This is a genomic window from Streptomyces sp. NPDC087263 (assembly GCF_044744645.1).
Taxonomy (GTDB): Bacteria; Actinomycetota; Actinomycetes; order Streptomycetales; family Streptomycetaceae; genus Streptomyces.
Genome location: NZ_JBIUYT010000015.1, coordinates 58,993 through 80,150, shown reverse-complemented (window position 1 = coordinate 80,150; position 21,158 = coordinate 58,993). Strand labels below are relative to the sequence as shown.

General features: G+C 69.4%; 15 protein-coding genes. 9 read left to right on the top strand and 6 right to left on the bottom strand.

Going from position 1 to position 21,158, the window contains the following annotated elements:
- Window positions 1-14: 14 nt before the first annotated feature.
- The 3 genes from ACIPC1_RS36795 to ACIPC1_RS36785 all read right to left on the bottom strand — a co-directional run bounded on the left by ACIPC1_RS36795 (window position 15) and on the right by ACIPC1_RS36785 (window position 3,274).
- A complete protein-coding gene (locus tag ACIPC1_RS36795; protein ID WP_402525326.1) occupies window positions 15-170 on the bottom strand; it encodes a hypothetical protein in 156 nt (51 codons plus the stop codon).
- A gap of 140 nt (window positions 171-310) precedes the next feature.
- Window positions 311-1,417, bottom strand: coding sequence for a glycoside hydrolase family 19 protein (locus tag ACIPC1_RS36790; protein ID WP_402525323.1), 1,107 nt, complete (start codon window positions 1,415-1,417; stop codon window positions 311-313).
- Between the two features lie 702 nt (window positions 1,418-2,119).
- Entirely contained in the window at window positions 2,120-3,274 is a 1,155-nt protein-coding gene (locus ACIPC1_RS36785; protein ID WP_402525321.1) for a hypothetical protein, read from the bottom strand.
- Window positions 3,275-3,576: 302 nt separating this feature from the next.
- On the opposite strand from ACIPC1_RS36785, the gene ACIPC1_RS36780 reads away from it, so the two are divergent.
- Window positions 3,577-4,086 carry a DUF4913 domain-containing protein gene (locus tag ACIPC1_RS36780; protein WP_402525319.1) on the top strand — a complete coding sequence of 170 codons (510 nt, stop codon included), beginning with the start codon at window positions 3,577-3,579 and terminating at the stop codon, window positions 4,084-4,086.
- A gap of 92 nt (window positions 4,087-4,178) precedes the next feature.
- Here ACIPC1_RS36780 and ACIPC1_RS36775 read toward each other — a convergent pair whose 3' ends face one another.
- Complete coding sequence (locus ACIPC1_RS36775; RefSeq protein WP_402525317.1) at window positions 4,179-5,732, bottom strand: RICIN domain-containing protein; 1,554 nt, start codon at window positions 5,730-5,732, stop codon at window positions 4,179-4,181.
- Between the two features lie 522 nt (window positions 5,733-6,254).
- Here ACIPC1_RS36775 and ACIPC1_RS36770 point away from each other — a divergent pair.
- Both ACIPC1_RS36770 and ACIPC1_RS36765 read left to right on the top strand, forming a co-directional pair.
- Window positions 6,255-9,212 carry an AfsR/SARP family transcriptional regulator gene (locus ACIPC1_RS36770; RefSeq protein WP_402525314.1) on the top strand — a complete coding sequence of 986 codons (2,958 nt, stop codon included), beginning with the start codon at window positions 6,255-6,257 and terminating at the stop codon, window positions 9,210-9,212.
- Between the two features lie 403 nt (window positions 9,213-9,615).
- Window positions 9,616-10,683, top strand: coding sequence for a hypothetical protein (locus ACIPC1_RS36765; protein WP_402525312.1), 1,068 nt, complete (start codon window positions 9,616-9,618; stop codon window positions 10,681-10,683).
- A gap of 167 nt (window positions 10,684-10,850) precedes the next feature.
- Here the strand turns inward: ACIPC1_RS36765 and ACIPC1_RS36760 are convergent, their stop codons facing one another.
- On the bottom strand, window positions 10,851-12,389 hold the full coding sequence (locus ACIPC1_RS36760; protein WP_402525310.1) for a glycosyl hydrolase: 1,539 nt from the start codon (window positions 12,387-12,389) through the stop codon (window positions 10,851-10,853).
- A 198-nt stretch (window positions 12,390-12,587) separates the two neighbouring features.
- On the bottom strand, window positions 12,588-14,201 hold the full coding sequence (locus ACIPC1_RS36755; RefSeq protein ID WP_402525308.1) for a PucR family transcriptional regulator: 1,614 nt from the start codon (window positions 14,199-14,201) through the stop codon (window positions 12,588-12,590).
- A gap of 167 nt (window positions 14,202-14,368) precedes the next feature.
- Here ACIPC1_RS36755 and ACIPC1_RS36750 point away from each other — a divergent pair, with 167 nt between their 5' ends.
- The 6 genes from ACIPC1_RS36750 to hpaD are packed head-to-tail and all read left to right on the top strand — an operon-like array spanning window position 14,369 to window position 21,156.
- Window positions 14,369-15,148 (top strand): class II aldolase/adducin family protein, encoded by a 780-nt coding sequence (locus ACIPC1_RS36750; protein ID WP_402525306.1) that lies wholly within the window; start codon window positions 14,369-14,371, stop codon window positions 15,146-15,148.
- 60 nt (window positions 15,149-15,208) lie between these two features.
- Window positions 15,209-16,267, top strand: coding sequence for a ketopantoate reductase family protein (locus ACIPC1_RS36745; RefSeq protein WP_402525304.1), 1,059 nt, complete (start codon window positions 15,209-15,211; stop codon window positions 16,265-16,267).
- Window positions 16,267-17,715 (top strand): fumarylacetoacetate hydrolase family protein, encoded by a 1,449-nt coding sequence (locus tag ACIPC1_RS36740; RefSeq protein WP_402525301.1) that lies wholly within the window; start codon window positions 16,267-16,269, stop codon window positions 17,713-17,715. Before ACIPC1_RS36745 ends, ACIPC1_RS36740 begins: the two co-directional genes overlap by 1 nt.
- Complete coding sequence (gene dapA, locus ACIPC1_RS36735) at window positions 17,712-18,641, top strand: 4-hydroxy-tetrahydrodipicolinate synthase (protein ID WP_402525299.1); 930 nt, start codon at window positions 17,712-17,714, stop codon at window positions 18,639-18,641. Before ACIPC1_RS36740 ends, dapA begins: the two co-directional genes overlap by 4 nt.
- Before the next feature lie 26 nt (window positions 18,642-18,667).
- Entirely contained in the window at window positions 18,668-20,158 is a 1,491-nt protein-coding gene (gene hpaE, locus ACIPC1_RS36730) for a 5-carboxymethyl-2-hydroxymuconate semialdehyde dehydrogenase (RefSeq protein WP_402525297.1), read from the top strand.
- Window positions 20,155-21,156 (top strand): 3,4-dihydroxyphenylacetate 2,3-dioxygenase, encoded by a 1,002-nt coding sequence (gene hpaD, locus ACIPC1_RS36725; RefSeq protein ID WP_402525294.1) that lies wholly within the window; start codon window positions 20,155-20,157, stop codon window positions 21,154-21,156. Before hpaE ends, hpaD begins: the two co-directional genes overlap by 4 nt.
- The last annotated feature ends 2 nt before the right edge of the window (window positions 21,157-21,158 follow it).

The window sequence follows — 21,158 nt, the reverse complement described above, 5'->3', positions numbered from 1 at the left end:
CCCCCACAGCACGCTCAGTTCAACACCTGCTGCGTGACGACGATGTGCCCGGCGTCGGGATTGAGGACGCCGCCGAGCCGGTCGAAGGCTCCATCGGTCAGGTCGAGGCACTTGCCCGCCTGCGGGTTGACGATGTCGTGCGCGGTGTCGATGGACCATTTCTGGTTCACCCCGCCGGGGGCGAGACAGCCGTACGAGGTGCGGAGTACGAAGGGGCGTGCGGAATACGAAGGGGCGTGCGCCGGACGTAACGCATCGTGCGTGCCGACGCACACCCCAACAGCCTTGCGGTGAGCGGAGTTTGTCCGCCTCAGCAGCCGAGGGTGCCCTCTGCCGGGACCCCGAGCCTCGCGGTGAAGCGCTGGTAGGAATCCACCCGGCGATCGATCGCGAAAGGGTTCTTGCCGTCGCACTCCAGGTCGCCGTTGATGGAGCGGATGGTCTGCCCGAAGCCGGCCTTGTTCACCATGGCGTCGTGCGGGGTCATGGTGCCGGGCCCCGACTGGGTGCTCCAGTACCAAAGGGCGGTCTTCCAGGCGACGGAGGAGTCGTTCTGCACCAGGAAGGGGTCGTTCAGCAGATCCAGGCCGAGGGCCTCTCCGGCAGCCTTGTAGTTGTAGTTCCAGCTGAGCTGGATGGGGCCGCGGCCGTAGTAGGCGTCGATGCCGGCCGGGCAGCCGAAGGGCTTGCTCTGGTCGCAGTACGAGGTGTACGCGGTGAAGTCGTCCTCGATGATGTCCACCAGGCCGTTGGTCTCGTGGTTGGCGTTGGCGAGGAAAGCGGCGGCCTCCTGCTTCCTGACGATGTCTTCACCAGTGGTGGCGAAGCCGGGATAGGAGCTCAACGCCGCGATCAGCCCGCTGTACGTGTAGAAGGAGTTCCGGTCCGGGAACATCTCGTTGAACTGCGCCTCACTCACCACGAATCCGGACGGGGCTTCGCCCTTGTCCTGCACCAGTGCCGCCGTGGCGACCCATTTCTGGTTCGCGGCACCGGTGCAGGTCCAGATCTGCAGGCGCGTCTTGTTGGTGCTGAGGTTGTCCCGCACGTCCAGACACTTGTTCGCGGCCGGATTGACGATGTCGTGGGCCCCGTTGACCACCCACTGCTGGTTGGGACCGCCATGGCAGTCCCACAACTGGACCGCCGTCCCGTCAGCGGTACCGAAGTCGACGGCGTCCAGGCACTTGCCGAGTATCCGCAGGGTCCCGTCCCCCGGGTTCGACACACTCTGCGCGGAGTTCGCGAGACAGTCGTAGAGCTGAACGGGGGTGCCGTTGTCACTGCTCGACCGATCCGCGTCGACACACTTGCCGGCCAGCCCGGTGATCGGCCCGGCCGGGGCGGAGGCCTCGGAGGCCAGCCCCAACTTGACGGGCCCGACGGTGAACAACGTGGCGGCAACGGCGGCTAACACGACACCTGAACTGAGCCCGACGCGAAGGCGACGTCCAGGGGAACGCCCGCTGAGGCGGGTGGTGTTGAACGTCATGGACGTCACTCCTTGGTCCTGTGGTGAGGGCAGGGGGACGGGTTCGTCCTTCGCACACGGCCCGGACACGACCCGGGCACGCCTCGAAGCCGCCCCCTCCTGCCGAACTAATCCGCCGGACCTGGCACGGCCCCGACGGCCGACGCAAGCGCCACGTCCAGAACCCACGAACGGTTCTTTCACGTAGCGGGTTTGGGCGGGGCTCGACGGACGGGGCGATCGGCTGTCGAGGGCAGCAGGAGAAGCACCGACCGCCCGGCCGGGAACACCACAGGGCGTGTGATCGGCGCTGACAGAGTGGCCTGATGGGTGGACCTGCGGACGAGTCGCGGGGGACGGAGCGCGCGTTCGTAGTGGAAGTCGAACGCAGGGGCTGGAGGCTGCGCTGAGGGTTCTCGGTCGACACGGTTCCCGGTTCGGCCCCGGCTCGCGTGGCCCTCTGGCTCTTCGAGCGCGATAGCCACTGCGGCGCTTCACCCATTGCGAGGGTTGCCCCCGGTGGGTACAGGCGGTCGCCCGGCGGTCGCGGTGTCGGCCGGTCTGCGACGGGCCAACTCGGACTGCCGGGCGCCTTTACTCAACCCGTGCGGATCGGATTACCGATAGGCGACGGCTTCGCAGTCCGGATCAGCGGGACCGGGACCTCTGCCTCGACTGCTCACCCTGCTGCTGCCCCCTGCCACGCTGCTGCGAGTTGTCGGTGTCGCTGCCGCTGCCGCTGCCGCTCCCTGTGTGGTGCACCTCGGCGCCTGCCGGAATCATGGGCAGAGTGTTCCGCTGCGCCAGTGGCTGCATGGGGAATGCCGAGCCAGACGTGTACGAGCCCCTCCGGTGGGGGTCGAAGTACGACGCGCCGTCGGGCTGGTTCGGCGACGGGGATGTGTAACTGAGGTCTGAGTCTCGGTGGTCGTTGTTGATGTGCGCGTTGTCGTGGAACGTGAAGTCGTTGAGCTGCTGCTGGGTCGCTGCCAGCTGCTGCTCCTGCGTCGGGCCGTAGGCGTACTGGCCGGCGCCTTGGAGTAGCTGTCCGATCCCCTGCCGCATGTTCTGCTCGTCCGTGGTGTACCGCGCGCTTTGGCCGTCGGCGGCCAAGCCTCCTCCGGCAACGTTGATTACGGAGGCCACCGTCTTGAGCACGTCCCGAGGGTTGGGGTTGTTCCAGGCGGCTGAGCCGTAGTTGATCGTGTCCTGGATGCCCATGTACGTTTCGAGGTGGGCCCCGCCCTGCTGCGCAAGATTCCCGTAGTACTCCATCTGCGGGTTCCCGTTGGCATTCCCGTAAGACTGGGCCAACTTCCCCGCCCCTTGAATCGCCAGGGCAGCTCCCTTTACGAACGCCTTAATGCCTGCTTCGTTCTCCTGCAGCCATTTCTGCGTGCTTTCGCTCCACCTCTTCACGGACCAGTCGGTCTTGCCCTTGTGGCCGGGCGTCGCGACGGCTGCGTAGATTTTCTTCGAAGCGCCGTCTTGGATCAGCGCGGAGGTGTTTGTGGGCGGGTCCTTCGGCATCTCGATGGTGACGTCGCCGACATACGTCGCCCGACCGGGGTTCTTTGACTGGTTGCCGCTGAAGGACGATCGGCCGCGGAAGACGCTGACGGTGGATGAATTGCGGCGGACTACCGGTTCGGTTGCGGCCGTATCGGTTGTGGTTTCGTTGTTGCCGCCGGACATGTAGGCATCGGCTGGGTTGGATGGGGCCTGGAAGGCTCCGTCCGGGTACCTTCTGCCCTTGCCCTTGGAATGGTGGTGCGACGACGTCTGTTTGTCGCGGCCTGCCATGGTGGGTTTCCTTTCGCAGAGCCAGAGATCTGCTTGCTGGGAAGCACAACGGGCTGGGAGCTCGGGCGGTTCAACGGACGTCGGGACAAAATATCCCGAAACAAGATCGCTTCTCAAAGGCCTGGATACGGGACGCAGCACGTCTCCCCACACCACCTTGTGAACCATTCGTCGCTCGCCTACGTGGTGGCGACGGATCCGGGGGTGCACATCGCAGAGCTGGGAGCCCTGGAGGAGCAACGGTGCCTTCCCTCTCCCCCGGCCGAACAGAAAAAGCGCAGCCGAGAGAAAGCAGGACGGTCATGTCCACTGAGACCGCCGAGCTCACCGGAGCCGAGCAGGGCGCCGCTCCTGCGGAGGAGGCCGACGCGAAGACGGAAAGCGCGGCTCCTCAGGAGAAACCTCCGACCCCGCCACGCTTCATCCTCTACCTGGAGGGGCCCGAATACGGGCAGACGCTAAGGCAGTTGACCTTGTGGACCCACCACGTACTCCTGCCGGTCTACGGCAGGGAAGTCACCTCCTCGGCCCCTTGGTGCTCCCGATGGTGGGAACACCCCGAAGCGGTGGCCCAACTCCACGGCTTGTGGCTGGCCTGGGCCGATCTGACCGGCCCCGGCTCCGGGATGAGCGGGCCCGCGAACTGGCATCGCGACCACCTGGGACCGGTGATGAACTCCCTGCGGGATCCCATGGGCCCGTTCGCCGGCTGCAAGCCCGGCGGCCACCGGGTGAAGGAGGTTCCGCCCGTCGACGCCAAGGACCCGTTCGGCCCGCCGCCCGGGTCGCCCCCGCCTCCCACCCAGGCCTGACTGAGGCACCGCGGGCCGCCGCCCAACAACCGAGCGGATGTGCGCCCTACGCGCACATCCGCTCGTCCTTGCCCGCCGCCCGGCCGGCTCCCTCAGCTCTTCGGGAAGCTCCACTCGTGGTCGTCGCGGGCATTGCACGGGTAGACCGTGGCGCTGGTGGTTTCGGCCGTCTTGTTCGTGCGGGCCACGTCGAGGCACATGTCGCCGCTCTTCTGATTGCGGATCCAGTACGTGCCGTTGGGGCGCTTCTGGAACCACCAGAGCTGGTTGTCCGTCTCGCGGCCGGGGCGGCAGTGGTACACGCTGACCGGGGTCTGTGCCAGGACGGTGCCGTAGTTCGGCAGGTCCAGGCAGAGGTTGGAGCTGACGTTGCGGATCAGGTAGAGGTTGGCTCCGCCGGTGCCGCCGCCCTTGGAGACCAGGTCCAGGACCCAGTCCTGGTTGTCGCCCGATGGTTTGCAGCGGTAGTCCTGGACCCGGGTGTCCACCCCGACCGAGCCTTCGCCCGGAAGATCGAGGCAGAAGCCGTACTTCTTGTTCTTGAGCAGCACCCTGCCGGTGGGGATACCGGGAACGGGCGTGGCTTTGGCTTTGGCTTTGGGGGTCGCCTTCGGCTTGGCCTTCGTCGTCGGCTTGGAGGTCGCCTTCGGTTTCGTTTTCGCCTTTGGTGAGGCGGACACCGAGGGGGAGGCCGAAGGCGAGGGGGAGCGGGATGGCGAGGGGGACAGGGAGGGGCTGGGGGAGGGCGAGTAACTCGGCGTCAGTTCGAGCGGGGTCGGGGGTGTCTTGTCCTTGACGGTGGATGACTCGGCCGCCTGGTTCTGGCCCTGACCGCTCTCGCCACCGCTCCCTGAGCTGCTGCCGAGCATGATCAGCGGAACGATGACGACCGCCGCCGCGACGACGCCCGCCACCCCTATGCCCAGGGGGCGTTTGAGGAAGGCGGGCGGTTCGTATTCGTCGTCCGACTGACGGAGGATTTTCCTCCGGACGTTGCCCAGGCCGAGGTTCGGGACGCTGAGAGCGGGGGCTGAGATCCTCGGCCTCGCCCGCTCCGGCACCACGGCCACCGCGTCCTCATCGTCAGCGTCATCGTCGTGAGCAATGTCGTAGCCATCGTCGGCATCGGCATCGGCATCGTCAGAGTCATCGTCGTCGATGTCGGAGAAGTCGGGCTGCTCCAGCGGCTGTTCGAACCTGGGCGGCCGACCGGTCGGGCCGGCGTTCCCCACGGACTCCATCGGCGCGACGGACCCGGCGAGTCCCACCGACGGGTCGAACCCGGCGTCCTCGGCGGAGTCTTCCTGGCGTTGTTCGACCAGTTTGCTGGAGCCGTCGGGTGCGACCTCGACGATGGCGACGTATCCCGCGGACGGGTCGGAAATCGCCGCTCTTACGGTGGAGTTGCGGTTGCGGGCGTATCCGTGGAGCGTGTCGAGGATCGCGACGTCGACCGACTCGCCTCCCATCACGGGCACGGGAATGCCGTCGATGGAGGCGGAACCGTCAGCGGAGACGATCACCGGGATGATGGACGGCCCTGACGTATTCCCTGCGGGACCTTGCAGGCCGGGGGCCATGGGCTCCCCGGATGCGAAGGGCCTGGCCCCCCGGTTCGGCTCGTCGTCTTCTTCGCCCAGGCTCATGCCCACCCCTTCCCTTGCGTGGTGTCCGCGCGGCTTCGGTCAGGGGCCGCCGCGGCCCGCGAGCGGCCACAGACCGGGCGACACAGCGACCCCCTCACCCCGCAACGGGCTCCGGAGGGAAACAGTTCAACTCCGGTCCCCAGCGGGCGCGGTTCCGGAAGCGGAGTCCGCTCCCTCGTTCCGCGAACAGCGGTGAACCGTATGCCCGTTCAGACCGTCGTGGGGGCGGCGACGCCGATGGCAGCACCCAGGTCTCCCTCGCGGCGGCGTTCGGCGGCGTTCGGCAACGCGGTCGACGGGCCTGCATGCCCTGCACGGCCGGCTGGGCCAACACAGCCGCCCCAGCCGGTACTTCCGGGCAGACCTTCGTGCCCTTAAGGCCCCTGACGTTCCCTCAGGGACCTCCCCACCAGCACGACAGGGCATCAACTACCTGTATTTAAGGGCCTGTTACATGTAACGGAAGGGCAGGTTCCGTGCAACAGCGGAACCCCGAGGCCATCTGGTCCCATCGTTCAAGGTGTGAACACAGCTTACGAGCACCCTGGACGCTTAACTGATTCCATTCGATTCGCTGTGCTGGGGCCGATCAGGGCATGGCGCGGTGACCAGGAACTAGACCTCGGTTCACCACAACAACGGGCCGTGCTGGGAGCGTTGCTGCTGCGGCGCGGGCGCCCCGTCACGGTCGGCGAACTCGTCGACGCCGTCTGGGGCGAGGAGCCGCCGACCGCGGCCGTGTCCGTCCTGCGCACCTATGTGTCGCGGCTGCGCAAGGTGCTGGAGCCCGCGCGGGACGCGGGCGACTCCCCCCAGGTGGTCATCTCGGCCGCGGACGGATATCTGGCCCACGTCCCGGAGGACGCCCTGGACCTGGGGGTGTTCGAGCGCCGGGTCGCCGAGGCGAAGCGGTTGCGTGCCGCGGGCGAGGTGCCCGCCGCGGCGGACCTGCTGCACTCCGCGCTCGACGAGTGGGAGGGCACACCGCTGGCCGGACTCCCCGGTCCGCTGGCCGAGGCCGAACGCTCCCGGCTGCACGAGGAGCGGCTGAACATACTGGAGAACCGCCTCGATCTCGACGTACGGCTCGGACGCCACGGTGACGTGATCGCCGAGCTGACCGCGCTGATCGGCGAGCACCCGCTGCGGGAGCAGTTGTGCCGGATGCTCATGCTGGCGTTGTACCGGTCCGGTCGGCAGGCCGACGCGCTGGCGGCCTACCGCAGGACGCGGCGCACCCTGGTGGCCGAGCTGGGCATCGAACCCGGCGCCGCCCTGCGGGAGTTGCACGAGCGCATCCTTGCGGCCGACTCGTCCCTGGAGCTCTCGCCGTCGGCAAAGGGAGCCGATCCGCCGGCGGCCCCGGCCGCCCTGCCCTCCGCGTCCCCGGCAGGACCCTCCCAACTGCCCGCCGACCTGGCCACCTTCACTGGACGCCGCGCCGAACTGGAGCAGGCCCAGGCCCTGTTGCCCGACGACGGGAACTACCCCGCCACCGTGTTGATCAGCGCGATCGGCGGCATGGCCGGCATCGGCAAGACCACCCTGGCGGTGCACCTGGCCCACCGGATCGCCCACCGTTTCCCCGACGGCCAGCTCTTCATCAACCTGCGTGGTTTCGACCCGACCGGCACGATCGTGCCGCCGAGCGAGGCCATCCGCACCTTCCTCGACGCGCTCGGTGTCCCCCCGCACCGGATGCCCGCAGGTCTCGACGCCCAGGCGGCGCTGTACCGCAGCCTGCTCGCCGGCCGCCGAATACTGATCCTTCTCGACAACGCCCAGGACACCGATCAGGTCCGCCCCCTGCTGCCCGGCACCCCCGGCTGCCTGGTCATCGTCACCAGCCGCAACCAGCTCAGCGGCCTCGTCGTCAACGACGGTGCGCTTCCACTGACGTTGAACCCGCTGGCGCCCGCCGAGGCACACGACTTCCTGGCCAACCGCCTCGGCGCGGGACGGCTGGCTGCCGAACCCCAGGCGGCTCACGAACTCATCGCCCACTGCGCCCGGCTGCCGCTGGCCCTGGCCATCGTCGCCGCCCGCGCCGCCACCAACCCCGGTTTCCCGCTCAGCGCCGTCGCCACCGAACTGCGCGACAGCCACGGCAGCCTCGACGCCTTCGCGGGGGGCGACCTCACCAGTGACGTACGAGCTGTCTTCTCCTGGTCGTACGAGGCTCTGTCCGCCCCGTCCGCCCGACTGTTCCGCCTGCTCGGCCTGCACTCCGGGCCCGACATCACCGCGCCCGCCGCGGCCGCCCTCGCCGGACTCCCGCTCCGTGAGACCCGCGGGCTGCTCGTCGAGCTCACCCGCGCCCACCTGCTGGCAGAGCACCAACTCGGCCGTTACACCCTTCACGACCTGCTGCGCGTGTACGCCGGTGAACGCGTCCACGCCGAGGAGACACGACGGGAGCGGGACGGGGCCGTGGAGCGGCTCCTCTCCTGGTACCTGCACACCGCGGACGCCGCCTACCCGTTCCTCACCCCGCATCGCAGACGGGTCCCGCTCGAGCCCTTGCCCCCCGCCTGCCAGCCTCTGGCATTCACGACTCACGAGCAGGCCCTGAACTGGTGCGAGGCTGAGCGGACCCACCTCGTCGCCGCCGTGCACCAGGCCGCGACCTCCGGCCGGCCGGGCATCGCGTGGCGGCTGACCGGCGCCCTTTGGGGGTTCTTCTATCTCCGCAGCCATCTGCACGACTGGCTCGACGCCGCCCTGACGGGCCTCGACGCCGCCCGCTCCACCCGCGACCGCAGGGGCGAGGCCTGGAGCCTCGTGGACGTGGCCGCCGCCCTGGCGCAGATGTACCGGTTCGACGAGGCCATCGACCACCTTCGGCAGGCGATGGCCCGGTGGCGGGAGCTCCGGGACGCGCACGGCAGAGCACAGTGCCTCGGCAACCTGGGCAACGCCTACCTTCAGAGCGGCCGGATCGACAAGGCCATCGAGTACACGCGCCGGGCGCTGGCCGTCGACCGGGTCATCGGAAACGCATGGTCGGAGGGGATCGTGCTGGCCAACCTGGGTGACGCCTACCAGCGGGTCGGCCGGTTCGACGAGGCCATCGACTGCCTGGAGCAGGCGCTGAGCGTCCTCCGTACCATCGGCAACCGCTGGGTCGAAGGCGTCACGCTCGACATCCTCGGGACGGTCCATCACCGTCTCCAGCACAACGACGAGGCGCTGGAGCACTACCGCCGGGCCCTGGAGACGCATCGTGACGTCGGCAACCGCTGGGGGGAGGGCCATACTCTCGGCCATGTCGGCGAGGTCTATCTGGCGGCGGGCCGGCTCGAGTCGGCCCGCACCACCTGGAAGCAGGCGCTGGCGATCTTCGAAGAGTTCGACCACCCGGACGCCCAGGAGATGCGGCGGAGAGTCGGCAGCCTCGACGAAGACGCCCCCGACGGTCGGCCCGGCACACGGCCGGACCCCGCCGCCGGCCGGGAAACGAATCCCACGACCGGGGGGTGACGCCGGGTATGTCATCCCTCGATCCCGATCCCGATCCTGATGCCGATCCCGAATCCGCTCCCGCTCCCGCTCCCGCTCCCGAATCCGTGGCCCACGAGGGTCATCGCCGCGAGACAGATCACGTCCGTTTTCGCGGACCCGCGGGCACCGCTCATCAGAAGGACCTCCAGTTGTGGCCTCGTCGTGCCCCCCGATTGAAACGCGACGAGTCGCAACCCGAAACGTGCTGAAGACCCAAACGGTTCAACTTCTGTTCTCCGCCGCGGTCGCCATCGCCATCGTCCCCGTCCTCGGCGAAACGAAGGGAACCATTGACGCGGAGCACTCCGGCAGCGGGTGTTGAACCGTTCGCCCAGGCACCCCGTTGTCCCTTGCAGGATCTCCGACTTGAAAGAGGGGCGTCATGGCCGGTACCAGCCCGCCTCCTCGGCCGAACCGCTTGAGGAAGCAGCCTCCGGGCGGCAAGTACGACGACCACACGGTGCTGGCGAAGGCCCTGCTCGACGAGCAACTCAGGGACTCCCGCCGACGCGATGGTTCTTCTCGTGACCGCAACCATCTGAGCAAGCCGCCCCCGGGCGCCAAGTACGACGACGCCAATGGACTGGCCCAGACCCTGATAGATGAGTCGCTCAGGGAGAGCTCCAGCGAGCAGCTCAAGGAGAGCTCCCGCCGGCGCAATTTGTGGAACGCCCTGAAGGCACTGTTCCGGCGGTCCGATACAGGTGAGTCGTCCTCGGCTGAGCAGGGTAACGGCGAGCCGAATCCGCGGGTGGGCGAGGAACAGGCGCAGCGTGACGCACCACGTTCCCAGCAGCAGAAGCCGCCTTCGGAGGCGCTACGGGCGCTGCAGGGTCGTTCTCCGGAAGGCGTCCGCGAGGTCGCGACGGCGATGTGGAAGTTGATCGACAACAACCCCAAGTACCAGCAGGCGTACCTGGAAAAGCGATTGCCGTTGGCGGAGCAACTGAAAGGTCTGGCCGACAGGCCCTCCTCGAAGAGTCAGCGGCCTCCTGAGATGTCGATGACCCCGTTCGCAGAGAGAGCGGTGCCGACCCCATCCGCCGCACAACGCTTCAGCCGTGAGGCACAGGCGTCCGACAGCACGACCAAGTCACAGACGTCGGACAAGGACTCGCTGTCGGATACGAGTTCTCTGAGCGACGCCGCCGAATCACGTCCCCTCCTGGACCCGTCGTCCATAAAGTTCCTGGACCAACTCACCAGGTTCCAGCAACGGAGCGAGCAGATGAGGCAGTCAAGAGAACAGAACAGCCCGTCGCCGGATCCCTCCAGCTCGGTGAGCGAGCCCGGTCGGCAGAACCCGGTTGCGGACCATATCGCGATCCTGCCTCCCGACATCACCCTTGGGTCACAGCATGGCGGGCAGGACAAGGCGCCGTACGTCATGCCCGCCGTCCAGACGCCACCGCGGCAGCCCGGCGGGAGGGGGCGCGGCGGCGGTAAGTAGGGCCCTACCGCCTCGTACGTTCCGCGCAGCGGTCGTCGCAACCGCGTCTTCTCGAGCACCGCCACCGCCACCAACGACACGGGCCGCACCGTTCTTTCCGGTGCGGCCCGCCCCATTACCTGCTGATGCCCACCCGTCAAGAACCCCCGACGAGCGATATCCCCGCCTCAGTGCGCGGCACGATAGGCGTTGCCGCTGGCGTTCGCGGATGTGCCGTTGTAGAGGCCGGTCGGGCTGGTCTGGGTGGACAGGGCGAACCATGAGTAGCGTTCTACGAAGTCCAGGCCGTCCAGCATGGTTGTCGATGACTGGATGAAGGCTGCCTGCTCCTGGTCGCTGGGGTAGCGGGGAGCGCCCTGGGACCAGTCGATGAGGGCGTACTCCGTCAGCCAGACCGGCTTCTGGTAGCGGTCGTGGACGCGCTTGAGATAGTCGGCCAGTTGACCGGCGGCCGCGGGGCCGAAATCGGCGCCGTACCAGTGCACGGGGATGAAGTCGACGCGCAGTCCGCGTTGGGCGGCTCCCTGCATGAAGCGGTCCAGCCAGCCGCCGGGGACGTCGGCGCCGGTGGCGACTGCCGGGGCGCCCATGCGCAGGCCGGTGCTCTGTAGCCGTGGCCACAGGTCCAGCGCCTGCTCGGGGCTCATGTTGGCCTGTGTGGGCGAGTCCGGCTCGTTGAAGCCGAGCAGGTTCTTGCCCTCCCGGGCTGCGTTGCCCAGTTCGGCGTCGGTGACCGAGCCCGGGCCCCAGATCGTCGGGACGAACTCGGTACCGGCCGGCTTGCCGACCTCACCGCTGGAGGAGGCCCAGTTGTGGTACCAGGTCGAGCCGGAGTCGGTCAGCGCCTGGGCTGTACCGGGGAAGGGGTTCAGGGCGACACCCTTGTGGGGCGCGGCGGACTGGTTGTTGTCGTTCTTGCGCTCGACGACGGTGGGGACGGGGTCGGGATTTCCGGCGCCGGCGGTGGCGGTGCCGTGGAAGGCGACGGTCAGGCCGCTGCAACTGCTGCACTGACGCACGGTCTGGTTGCCCGCCTCGGCGTCCTGCTTGGACCACGCGTACGCCTTGGGGCACTGCTGGTTGATCGCGTTGCTGTAGGCGGTCTTCGCGTCCCGGTTCGGGTTGACGCACAGCAACGGCTTGTTCGTGCCCTGCTCCCTCGTCAGGTTCTCCGGCGGGCAGACGGACAGCAGATCACCGGGGCAGCCCATCTCGGCGCACGCGCCGCCGTTCTCGGGGGGCGCCACACCATCGGGAGTGATGGTGATGGGCACCGAGACGGCGTTGACGTAGCTGACGTTGTACCAGGGCGCCAGTGCGTCGGCCGTGTCGAAGTTGAACTCGGCGAGGCTGGCGGGCTGTTCACCGACGGAGCATCGGTCGGCGAAGGGTCCGCAGTCGCCGACGGCGCAGTGGAACGTACTGCCTGCCTCACCGCTGCACCCCTGCCGGGCGAAGAACTTGCCGCGCCAGTGCCCGGCCCCCGAGCGCTCGGGAACGGTGATGGTGGCGGACTGGCCGGGGTCCAGCGTCGGCAGCCCGGCGAGCGGCGTCGAGCCGTCGGCGTTGACCGTGGCACCGACCCAGATACGGCTGTCCGTCTGGTTCTGGAAAGTGACGGTGTGCTCGGCTGCGGCCGCCGCCTCGGTGAAGCCGTCAGCGGAGTTGCCGGAACGGGCCTGGAACACCGCGGCGGTGGCTGACACGCCGACAACAACCATTAAGAAGGCGAAGAGAAGTGCCCGTACACGCATACAACATGCCTCTCCAGTCGGGCTTGCGTCGGATCGGCGACCCAGTGATCGCCTGCGCAGGCACGACGGATGTACGCAACGGAAGGTTCACCACGCGCCGACCCGCGCGGAAGGTGTCGCTAATCCTCGGGCTTCAGCCCGAGGAGCAAGTCAATTCCCCGGCTTCCCCATGGCGGCGATCTCCACGGACAGCAGAAGACGCTGTGCCGGGTCGCGGAGCGAGAGGCCGAAGGTCTGCTCGGCCCTGCGCAACCGCTGCCGGAGGGTGTTCTGGTGGATGTGCAGCGCCGCGCCGGCCGGTACGACCTCGCCGAAGTGCCGTAGATACGCGCCGAGTGTCGCGAGGTAGTCGGTGCCGTGCTCCGCATCGTGCGCCGCGATGCGTTCGGCGGTCCCGGTCCGCAGGTCGGCGTTGTCGCGCACGGTGGCCAGCAGGCGTCGCAGCACCAGCTCGGCGTGCAGTTCGTGGGTGCGATAGACACCGGGTGCCGCGCGTTCGTCGTGGAGGTGGTCGAGCGCGGCGTCGATGTCCTGGCGCGCCTCGCGCAGACCGGCCGGGGAGGCGACGTCGCCCGAGCGCACCAGCGTGTAGGTCCGGCCCAGCGACCGGCGTGCGCGGTCCATGAGGTGGTCGAGCAGGTGGTCCACCGGGACGGAGGCGGGGGACGCGGTCGGCAGCAGGGCGTAGAGCCGGTCGCCGATGAGGGTGGCGACCGGCTGGTGCCCGAGCGACCTTCCGTCCAGGGCGATCAGGTCGAGCATCCTCATCAGGTCGGCGCGCAGCCGCATGTCCTCGTCCACCTCCCCGGCGGTTGCCTGGTGGAGGGGCCGGGACGATTCGGCCAGGCCGAGCAGGACGGCGGGCAGCCGGATCCCGGTCCGGTGGTCCGGCGCCGCGCCTGTCTCGAGGGCGGACCGCAGCGCGCGGTTGCGGCTGTCCCGGTCGTCGTCGGCCTGCCTGCGCAGCGTGAGCATGTGTGGCGCCGCGACCGCGGCAGCTTCGCGCAAGGTCGCCTCGTGGTCGTCGGCCGGCGGCCGGTCGGCGTCGGCGAACGCCACCCACAGCGAGCCGAGCACGTCCTGGCCGGCCCTGATCACCACGGCCAGCCGCGGCAGGTCGCCGGGCCTGTTGTGCCGGATCACCGCGTCGCTGCCCCACAGTTCCCTGTCCAGGTGGTCGGCCACGGCGTCCTTCGGCACCCGGCGGCCCAGGATCCCGCGTCTGCGGGTCTCGTCGATGGGCTGGTCCGGCAGGTTGGAGTAGGCCACCAGGACCTGCTGGGTGTCCATGACCGCGACAGCACCGCCGACGATCGTGGCGACCGCGTTGGCCAGGGCGAACAGGTCACCGCCGGGGAGCCGGCGATCGCGGGCCTCCGGGTCGCCGGGGCGTGCGGCGAGCAGCGCGGCCACCAGGTGCTGGATACGGGTCCAGGGCACCCGTGGGTCCACCGCCAGCACGGTGACTCCCTGCTCCGTCGCCCGTTCCACGAAGGCGGTGGGCGCGGGGAGCGCGCACTTCACGGCAAGAACACTCCGGTGATCGGCGGCGGTGCGCAGTGCGGCTCTGCCTGCCGTGTCATCGGCCGGATCGAGTCCCACGGCGAGCAGCAACTGCGCGGGCGGCAGGTCACCGGCCGCCTCCGGGCAGTCGAGGAGTTCGACCCCCGCCACGGCCTGCGCCCGGGGACCGCCGCCCGCAAGCACGGTCACCACGTCCTCGGGCATCGAGGTGACCAGCTGGGTCAACGGCAGCGACGCCATCCGTCCTCCTCACGTCCGCACGGGTTCGCGTGGTGTCGGGTCCGGCATCCACACCAGTGTCGGGTCCGACATTCACACCCGTCATCGAGTGTACGTTTCGACATTGTCCTGGGTGGTTCGTCGCCCCATGCTCAAGTCCAGTGCGCCGCGACACGAAGGAGCCGGCGATGACCGTTCTGACGCACCCCTCAACCGGCCGGACCCCGGGATCCATGAGCGACGCCGAATGGCATGCGCGGCTCGAACTGGCCGCCTGCTACCGGGTTTTCGATCATCTGGGCTGGGTCGAAATGATCTTCAATCACATCACGCTGCGGGTGCCCGACGAGGAGGGCAGCCTGCTGATCAACCCGTTCGGCCTGATGTACCACGAGGTCACCGCGTCGAACCTGGTGAAGATCGATTACGAGGGGAACATCCTCTCCGACTCGCCCTGGCCGGTGAACGAGGCCGGGCTGCTGATCCACACCACCCTGCACGCGAGCCGCTCCGACGCCCACTGCATCATGCACACCCACACCACGGCAGGCAGTGGCGTCGCCTGTATCGGCGACGGCCTGGACCCGGACAACTTCTACTCCGCCCAGCTGTTCGAGATGGTCGCCTACCACGACTTCGAGGGCGTCACGGTCAATCCGGAGGAGCGGCCGCGGCTGGTCGAGGACCTGGGCGAGCGCAATCTGATGATCCTGCGCAATCACGGCCTGCTGGCGCTGGGGCCGACCCTGCCGGCCGCCTTCTCGGCCCTGTGGACTCTGCAGCGGGCCTGCGAGCTCCAGCTCGCCGCGACCTCCACCGGCCGGCCGCTGACCAAGGTCAGCCGCGAGGCAGCGGTCCAGTCGACGCGGGAGTCCTTCCAGCTGGGGGACCGTACCGACGCGGGACGGGTCCTCTTCGAGGCACTGCGACGCAAGATCGACCGCATCGATCCGTCCTACCGGAGCTGATCGAACAGAGCTGACCGAACGTAGCTGATCGATCCGTCCTACCAGAGCTGAGGGATGGCCTTGAAGATCACGATTGTCGGACCCGGCGCGGTCGGCGCGACCCTGGCCGCGTCGTTCACCGCGGGCGGCGCGCAGGTGTCCCTGCTGGGAGCGCCGGGCGCTCATCTGGACGCCATCGTCGAGCACGGGCTGCTGGTGGACAGCGCGGGCAGCACCGCCCGGTACGGCCTTGTCGCCGCCCACGACCCGGCGCTGCTCCCCGAGCCGGACCTGGTGGTCATCTGCGTCAAGAGCCAGGACCTGCCCGCGGCCGTCGCCCGCGTCCGGCCGTGGATCGAGGCCGGTGCCGACGTGCTCGTGGTGGCCAACGGTGTCCCGTGGTGGTTGCTGGCCACGGTGGACGGCTTCGGCTACCAGGTGATCCGGAAGGTGGACCCGGACGGCGGTCTGCTGGACCTGCTGCCGCCTTCCCGGGTGATGGCCGGCGTCGCCCACTTCAGCAGTTCTGTCCCGGAGCCTGGCCATGTGACGCATTCCGGCGGCGACCGCCTGATCATCGGAGACCCGTTCGGCGGGGCCTCCGCCCGTGTCGACCGGTGCGCCAAGGCGCTGTCCGCGGGCCCGGTTCGCGCCGAGGTGAGCGTGGGCATCCGCACGGCGATGTGGGAGAAGCTGCTCGGCAACGTGAACCTCAACCCGGTCAGCGCGCTGACCGGCGGCACGGTGCTCGAAATCCTCCGGAGCCCGGATCTGCGACAGCTCTGTGCGGACATCTTCAAGGAGACGGCCGAGGTCGGCGCGAGGCTCGGCATCCCGACCACCATGTCGGCGGACGAGCGGCTCGAAGTCGCCGCCCGGCTCGGCAACTTCCGCACCTCGATGCTCCAGGACTCCGACCGCGGCCGGCGCCTGGAGACGGACGCCATTCTCGGCGCCGTACGCGAACTCGCCCGGCGCACCGGCGCCCCCAGCCCGGCCATGGACGCGGTCGACGGTCTGCTGTCCCTGCGTGAACGCGTCCGTCACCCGGACCCGGACCCGGACCCGGACCCGGGTCAGGGTCAGGGTCAGGGTCAGGACCCGGACCAGGGCCTCGACCCGGATCAGGAGCGCGGCTGATGCCTCACCCGCTCGGTACGACACCGTCGAAGATCATCGCCGTCCACCTCAACTACCGCAGCAGGGCGGCGGAACGCGGACGGGTGCCCGACCAGCCGTCGTACTTCCTCAAACCACCGTCGTCGCTGGTCGGCAGCGGCGACCCGGTGCACCGCCCGCGCGGTTGCGAACTGCTGGCGTTCGAGGGCGAGATCGCCCTGGTGATCGGGGACCGCGCGCACCGGGTCGCCCCGCAGGACGGCTGGAGCCACGTCGCCTACGTGACCGCCGCCAACGACGCCGGTGTCTACGACCTGCGCCATGCCGACCTCGGCTCCAACCTGCGGTCCAAGGGCGCCGACGGGTTCACCCCGATCGGCCCGCGGCTGCTGGACGCACGCCAACTCGACCCGTCGGCCCTCCGGTTGCGGACCTGGGTCAACGGCGAGCTCGTCCAGGACGACACCACCGACACCCTGCTGTTCCCGTTCGGGGACCTGATCGCCGACCTGTCGCGACTGGTCACCCTGGAGCCCGGGGACGTCATCCTCACCGGCACCCCGGCCGGCGCGTCCGTCGTCTCGCCCGGCGACACGGTGGAGGTCGAGGCGGGCGACGGCACCGTCAGCACCGGACGGCTGCGCAACCCGATCGCCGAGGCCGGTCACGACCTGGAGGCCTGGGGTGCGATGCCCCGGGCCGGTCAGGCCGAGCGCGCCGCGGCCTGGGGCTCGGCGTACGAACCCGAACCGGTGCTGGACAAGCGGATCGAGCAAGGACTGCGGGGCATCGCGGTGGCCACGCTCAGCGCGCAGTTGCGCAAGCGCGGCCTGGCGCAGAGCAGCATCGACGGGGTACGCCCCACCCGGCCCGGCGACAAGATGGTCGGCGTCGCCCACACGCTGCGCTATCTGCCGCTGCGCGAGGACTTGTTCACGCGCTACGGCAACGGCATGAACGCCCAGAAGCGGGCCATCGAGGAACTGCGGCCCGGCCAGGTCCTGGTCATGGACGCCCGCCGGGACACCACGGCGGGCACCCTCGGCGACATCCTCGCCCTGCGCGCCCTGCGGCGCGGGGCCGCCGGGGTCGTCACGGACGGGGCGCTGCGCGACAGCGCGGCGGTCACCGCGCTCGAACTGCCGGTGTACTGCGGCGGCACGCACCCCTCCGTCCTTGGCCGCCGCCACATCCCCTGGGACACCGGCATCCCGATCGCCTGCGGCGGGGCCCTCGTTCAGCCCGGCGATCTGCTGGTCGGCGACGCCGACGGCGTGGTCGTCATCGATCCCTCGCTCGCCGAGGAGCTGATCGCCGACAGCGCCGAGCAGGAGTCGCAGGAGCGCTTCATCACCGAGCAGGTGCAGGCCGGCCGGTCGGTCGACGGGCTGTATCCGCTGGGCCCCGACTGGCAGGGACCGTATGAGCAGTGGCGTGTCAGGCACGCCCAGCAGGGAGAGGTCACATGAAGTTCCGCAGCGACCCGGCCGCGATCCGCGGTTCCATCGTCCCCGTCGTCACCCCGTTCACCGACGCCGGAGCCGTCGACCACGACAGCCTGCGCGGCCTGGTCCGCTGGCAGTTGGAGTCGGGCTCGCACGGCATCTCGCTGGGCGGCTCCACCGGCGAACCCAGCGCGCAGAGTGCCGCGGAGCGGATCGCCGCCATGCGCACCGCGACGGAGGAGATCGCCGACCGGGTGCCCTTCGTGCCCGGCACCGGATCGCACAAGCTGGACGAGACCCTGGAGATCACCGCCGCGGCCCAGGAGTTGGGCGCCGACGCGGCGTTGGTCATCACCCCCTACTACGCCCGTCCGACGCAGGAGGCCCTCTACCGGTGGTACGCCACGGTGGCCCGGGAGTTCCCCGACCTGCCGCTGGTCGTCTACAACGTGCCGTCGCGCACGGCGGTCGACATCGCGCCGGACACCGTCGGGCGGCTCTTCGCCGACTTCGACAACATCGTCGGCGTCAAGGAGACCACCAAGGACTTCGAGCACTTCTCGCGGGTGCTGCACCTCTGCGGCCCCGAACTGCTGGTCTGGTCGGGCATCGAGCTGCTCTGCCTGCCGCTGATGGCGCTGGGCGGGGCGGGTTTCGTCAGCGCCGTGGCCAACCTGGCTCCGGCCGCGGTGGCCCGTATGTACGAGCTGTGGGAGGCGGGCGACCCCGAGAGCCAGGCAGCCGCCCGCGAACTGCACTTCCGCCTGCATCCGTTGGTCGACCTGCTCTTCGTCGAGACCAATCCGGCGCCCGCCAAGTGGGTGCTGCACCAGCAGGGGCGCATCGCCTCCGCCCATGTACGGCCACCGCTCATCACCCCCACCGAGCCCGGCCTGGCCCGCATCAGGGCGTATCTCGCCGAGGGCACCGACCTGCTCCAACCCGTCTGAGCCGCCGAACAACCTACGGAGGAGCCATGCCCCGCACCCGCCCGGCAGGACTGCCCGGCACCATCCGGCACTGGATAGGCGGCGAAGCCGTCGACAGCGCCGACGGCCGCACCTTCGAGGTGGCCGACCCGGTCTCGAACACCGGGTACGCCCAGGCCGCCGCGGGCGGCCCACCGGACATCGACCGTGCGGTGGCCGCCGCCAGGTCGGCGTTCCCCGCCTGGTCCGGACTGTCGAACCGGGCCCGGGCCACCGCCCTGAACCGCATCGCGGACGCCGTCGAGGCACGCCATGAGCAACTGGCCGCATTCGAGTCATACGACTCCGGGCTGCCCCTCACCCAGGCGCGCGGCCAGGCCCGCCGAGCGGCGGAGAACTTCCGCTACTTCGCCGATGTCATCGTGACCCTCGGCGAGGAGGCGTACCGCCAGGGCGAGGAGCAGTTCAGTTACGTGGTCCGTTCCCCGGTCGGGGTGGCCGGGCTGATCACGCCGTGGAACACCCCGTTCATGCTGGAAAGCTGGAAGCTCGCCCCGGCGCTGGCCTCCGGCTGCACGCTCATCCTCAAGCCCGCCGAGTGGACCCCGCTGTCGGCCTCCCTCTGGCCGGAGATCCTCGCCGAGGCAGGCGTCCCGGCCGGTGTGGTGAACATCGTGCACGGCATCGGCGAGGAGGCCGGGCAGGCCCTGGTCGACCATCCGGACGTGCCGCTGATCTCCTTCACCGGCTCCACGGACACCGGCCGCCACATCGTCCGGTCAAGTGCCCAGCACCTCAAAACCACGTCGATGGAGCTGGGCGGCAAGTCGCCGGTCGTCGTCTTCGCGGACGCCGACCTCGAAGCCGCCCTGGACTCGGTGGTCTTCGGCGTCTTCTCCCTCAACGGCGAGCGCTGCACCGCCGGTTCACGGGTGCTGGTGCAGCGGCCGGTGTACGAGGAGTTCACCCGCCGCCTCGCCGAGCGCGCCGCGAACGTACGCGTCGGCCCGCCGTCGGACCCCGCCACCGAGGTCGGCGCCCTCGTCCATCCCGAGCACTACGCCCGGGTCCTTGACTATGTGGAGGTCGGTGAGAAGGAGGCCCGCCTGGTCGCCGGCGGCCGGCGCCCGGATCACCTTCCGGAGGGCAACTACCTTCAGCCCACCGTCTTCGCCGACGTCTCCCGGGACGCCCGGATCTTCCAGGAGGAGATCTTCGGCCCGGTCGTCGCGGTCGCCCCCTTCGACACCGAGGACGAGGCGGTCGAGCTGGCCAACGCCACCCAGTACGGCCTCGCCGCCTACATATGGACGTCCGACCTGAAACGCGGTCACCGCATCGCGCACGCCGTCCAGTCCGGCATGGTGTGGATCAACTCCCACAACGTACGCGACCTGCGCACCCCCTTCGGCGGCGTCAAGTCCAGCGGTCTGGGCCGGGAGGGCGGCGCGCACAGCATCGACTTCTACACCGAGTCGAAGATCGTGCACGTGGCGCTCGGAGAGGTGCACACCCCCCGCTTCGGAGCCACCACATGAACACCCCGGCACCCGATGTCGTCCGCTCCGCCTACGCCCAGCTCGTGGTCACCGACCTGGCCAGAGCCCGGTGGTTCTGGGTGGACATGCTCGGCTTCCACGTGCAGTACGAGGACGCCGGGAGCCTCTGCCTGCGCGGCACCGACGAACTGACCCACCACTCGCTCGTGCTGCGCCAGGGCGAGGTCGCCGCCCTCGACCACATCGCCTACCGCGTCCGCACCCCGGAGGACGTCGACAGGGCCGAGCGGTACTTCACCCGCCTCGGCTGCCCGGTGCGCCGCGTCCCCAAGGGCGCGGGCACCCAGGGTGTCGGTGACTCGGTGCGGGTCCTGGACCCGCTGGGCTTCCCGGTGGAGTTCTTCCACGACATCGAGCAGGCGGAACGGCTCATCCAGCGCTACGACCTGCACCGCGGAGCCCAGGTCGCCCGCCTGGACCACTTCAACATCTGCACCCCGGACATCCCGGCCGCGTACGCGCACTACAAGGCGCTCGGTTTCGGCTGCTCGGAGACCATCGAAGGCGACGAGCACGAGCTGTACGCCGCCTGGATGTACCGCAAACAGACCGTCCACGACGTCGCCTTCACCGGTGGCGCCGGTCCGCGGCTGCACCACGTGGGCGTGGCCACGCACGAGTCCCACCACGTGCTGCACACCGCGGACATCTTCGGTGCGCTCCGCAAGGAGCACCACATCGAACGCGGACCCGGCCGCCACGGCGTCTCCAACGCCTTCTATCTCTACCTGCGTGACCCCGACGGACACCGGGTGGAGATCTACACCTCCGACTACTACACCGGTGACCCCGGCCACGAGACCTACCGGTGGAACGTCCACGACGACCGCCGCCGCGACTTCTGGGGAAGCGCGGTCATCGAGTCCTGGTACAAGGAGGCCAGCCCCGTCCTCGGCCTCGACGGCTCGCCGCAGCCGGTCACCGAGACACTGCTCGACGAGTCCGCCGTCCAGGTCGGTGCGGACGGTCTGGGCTGAGC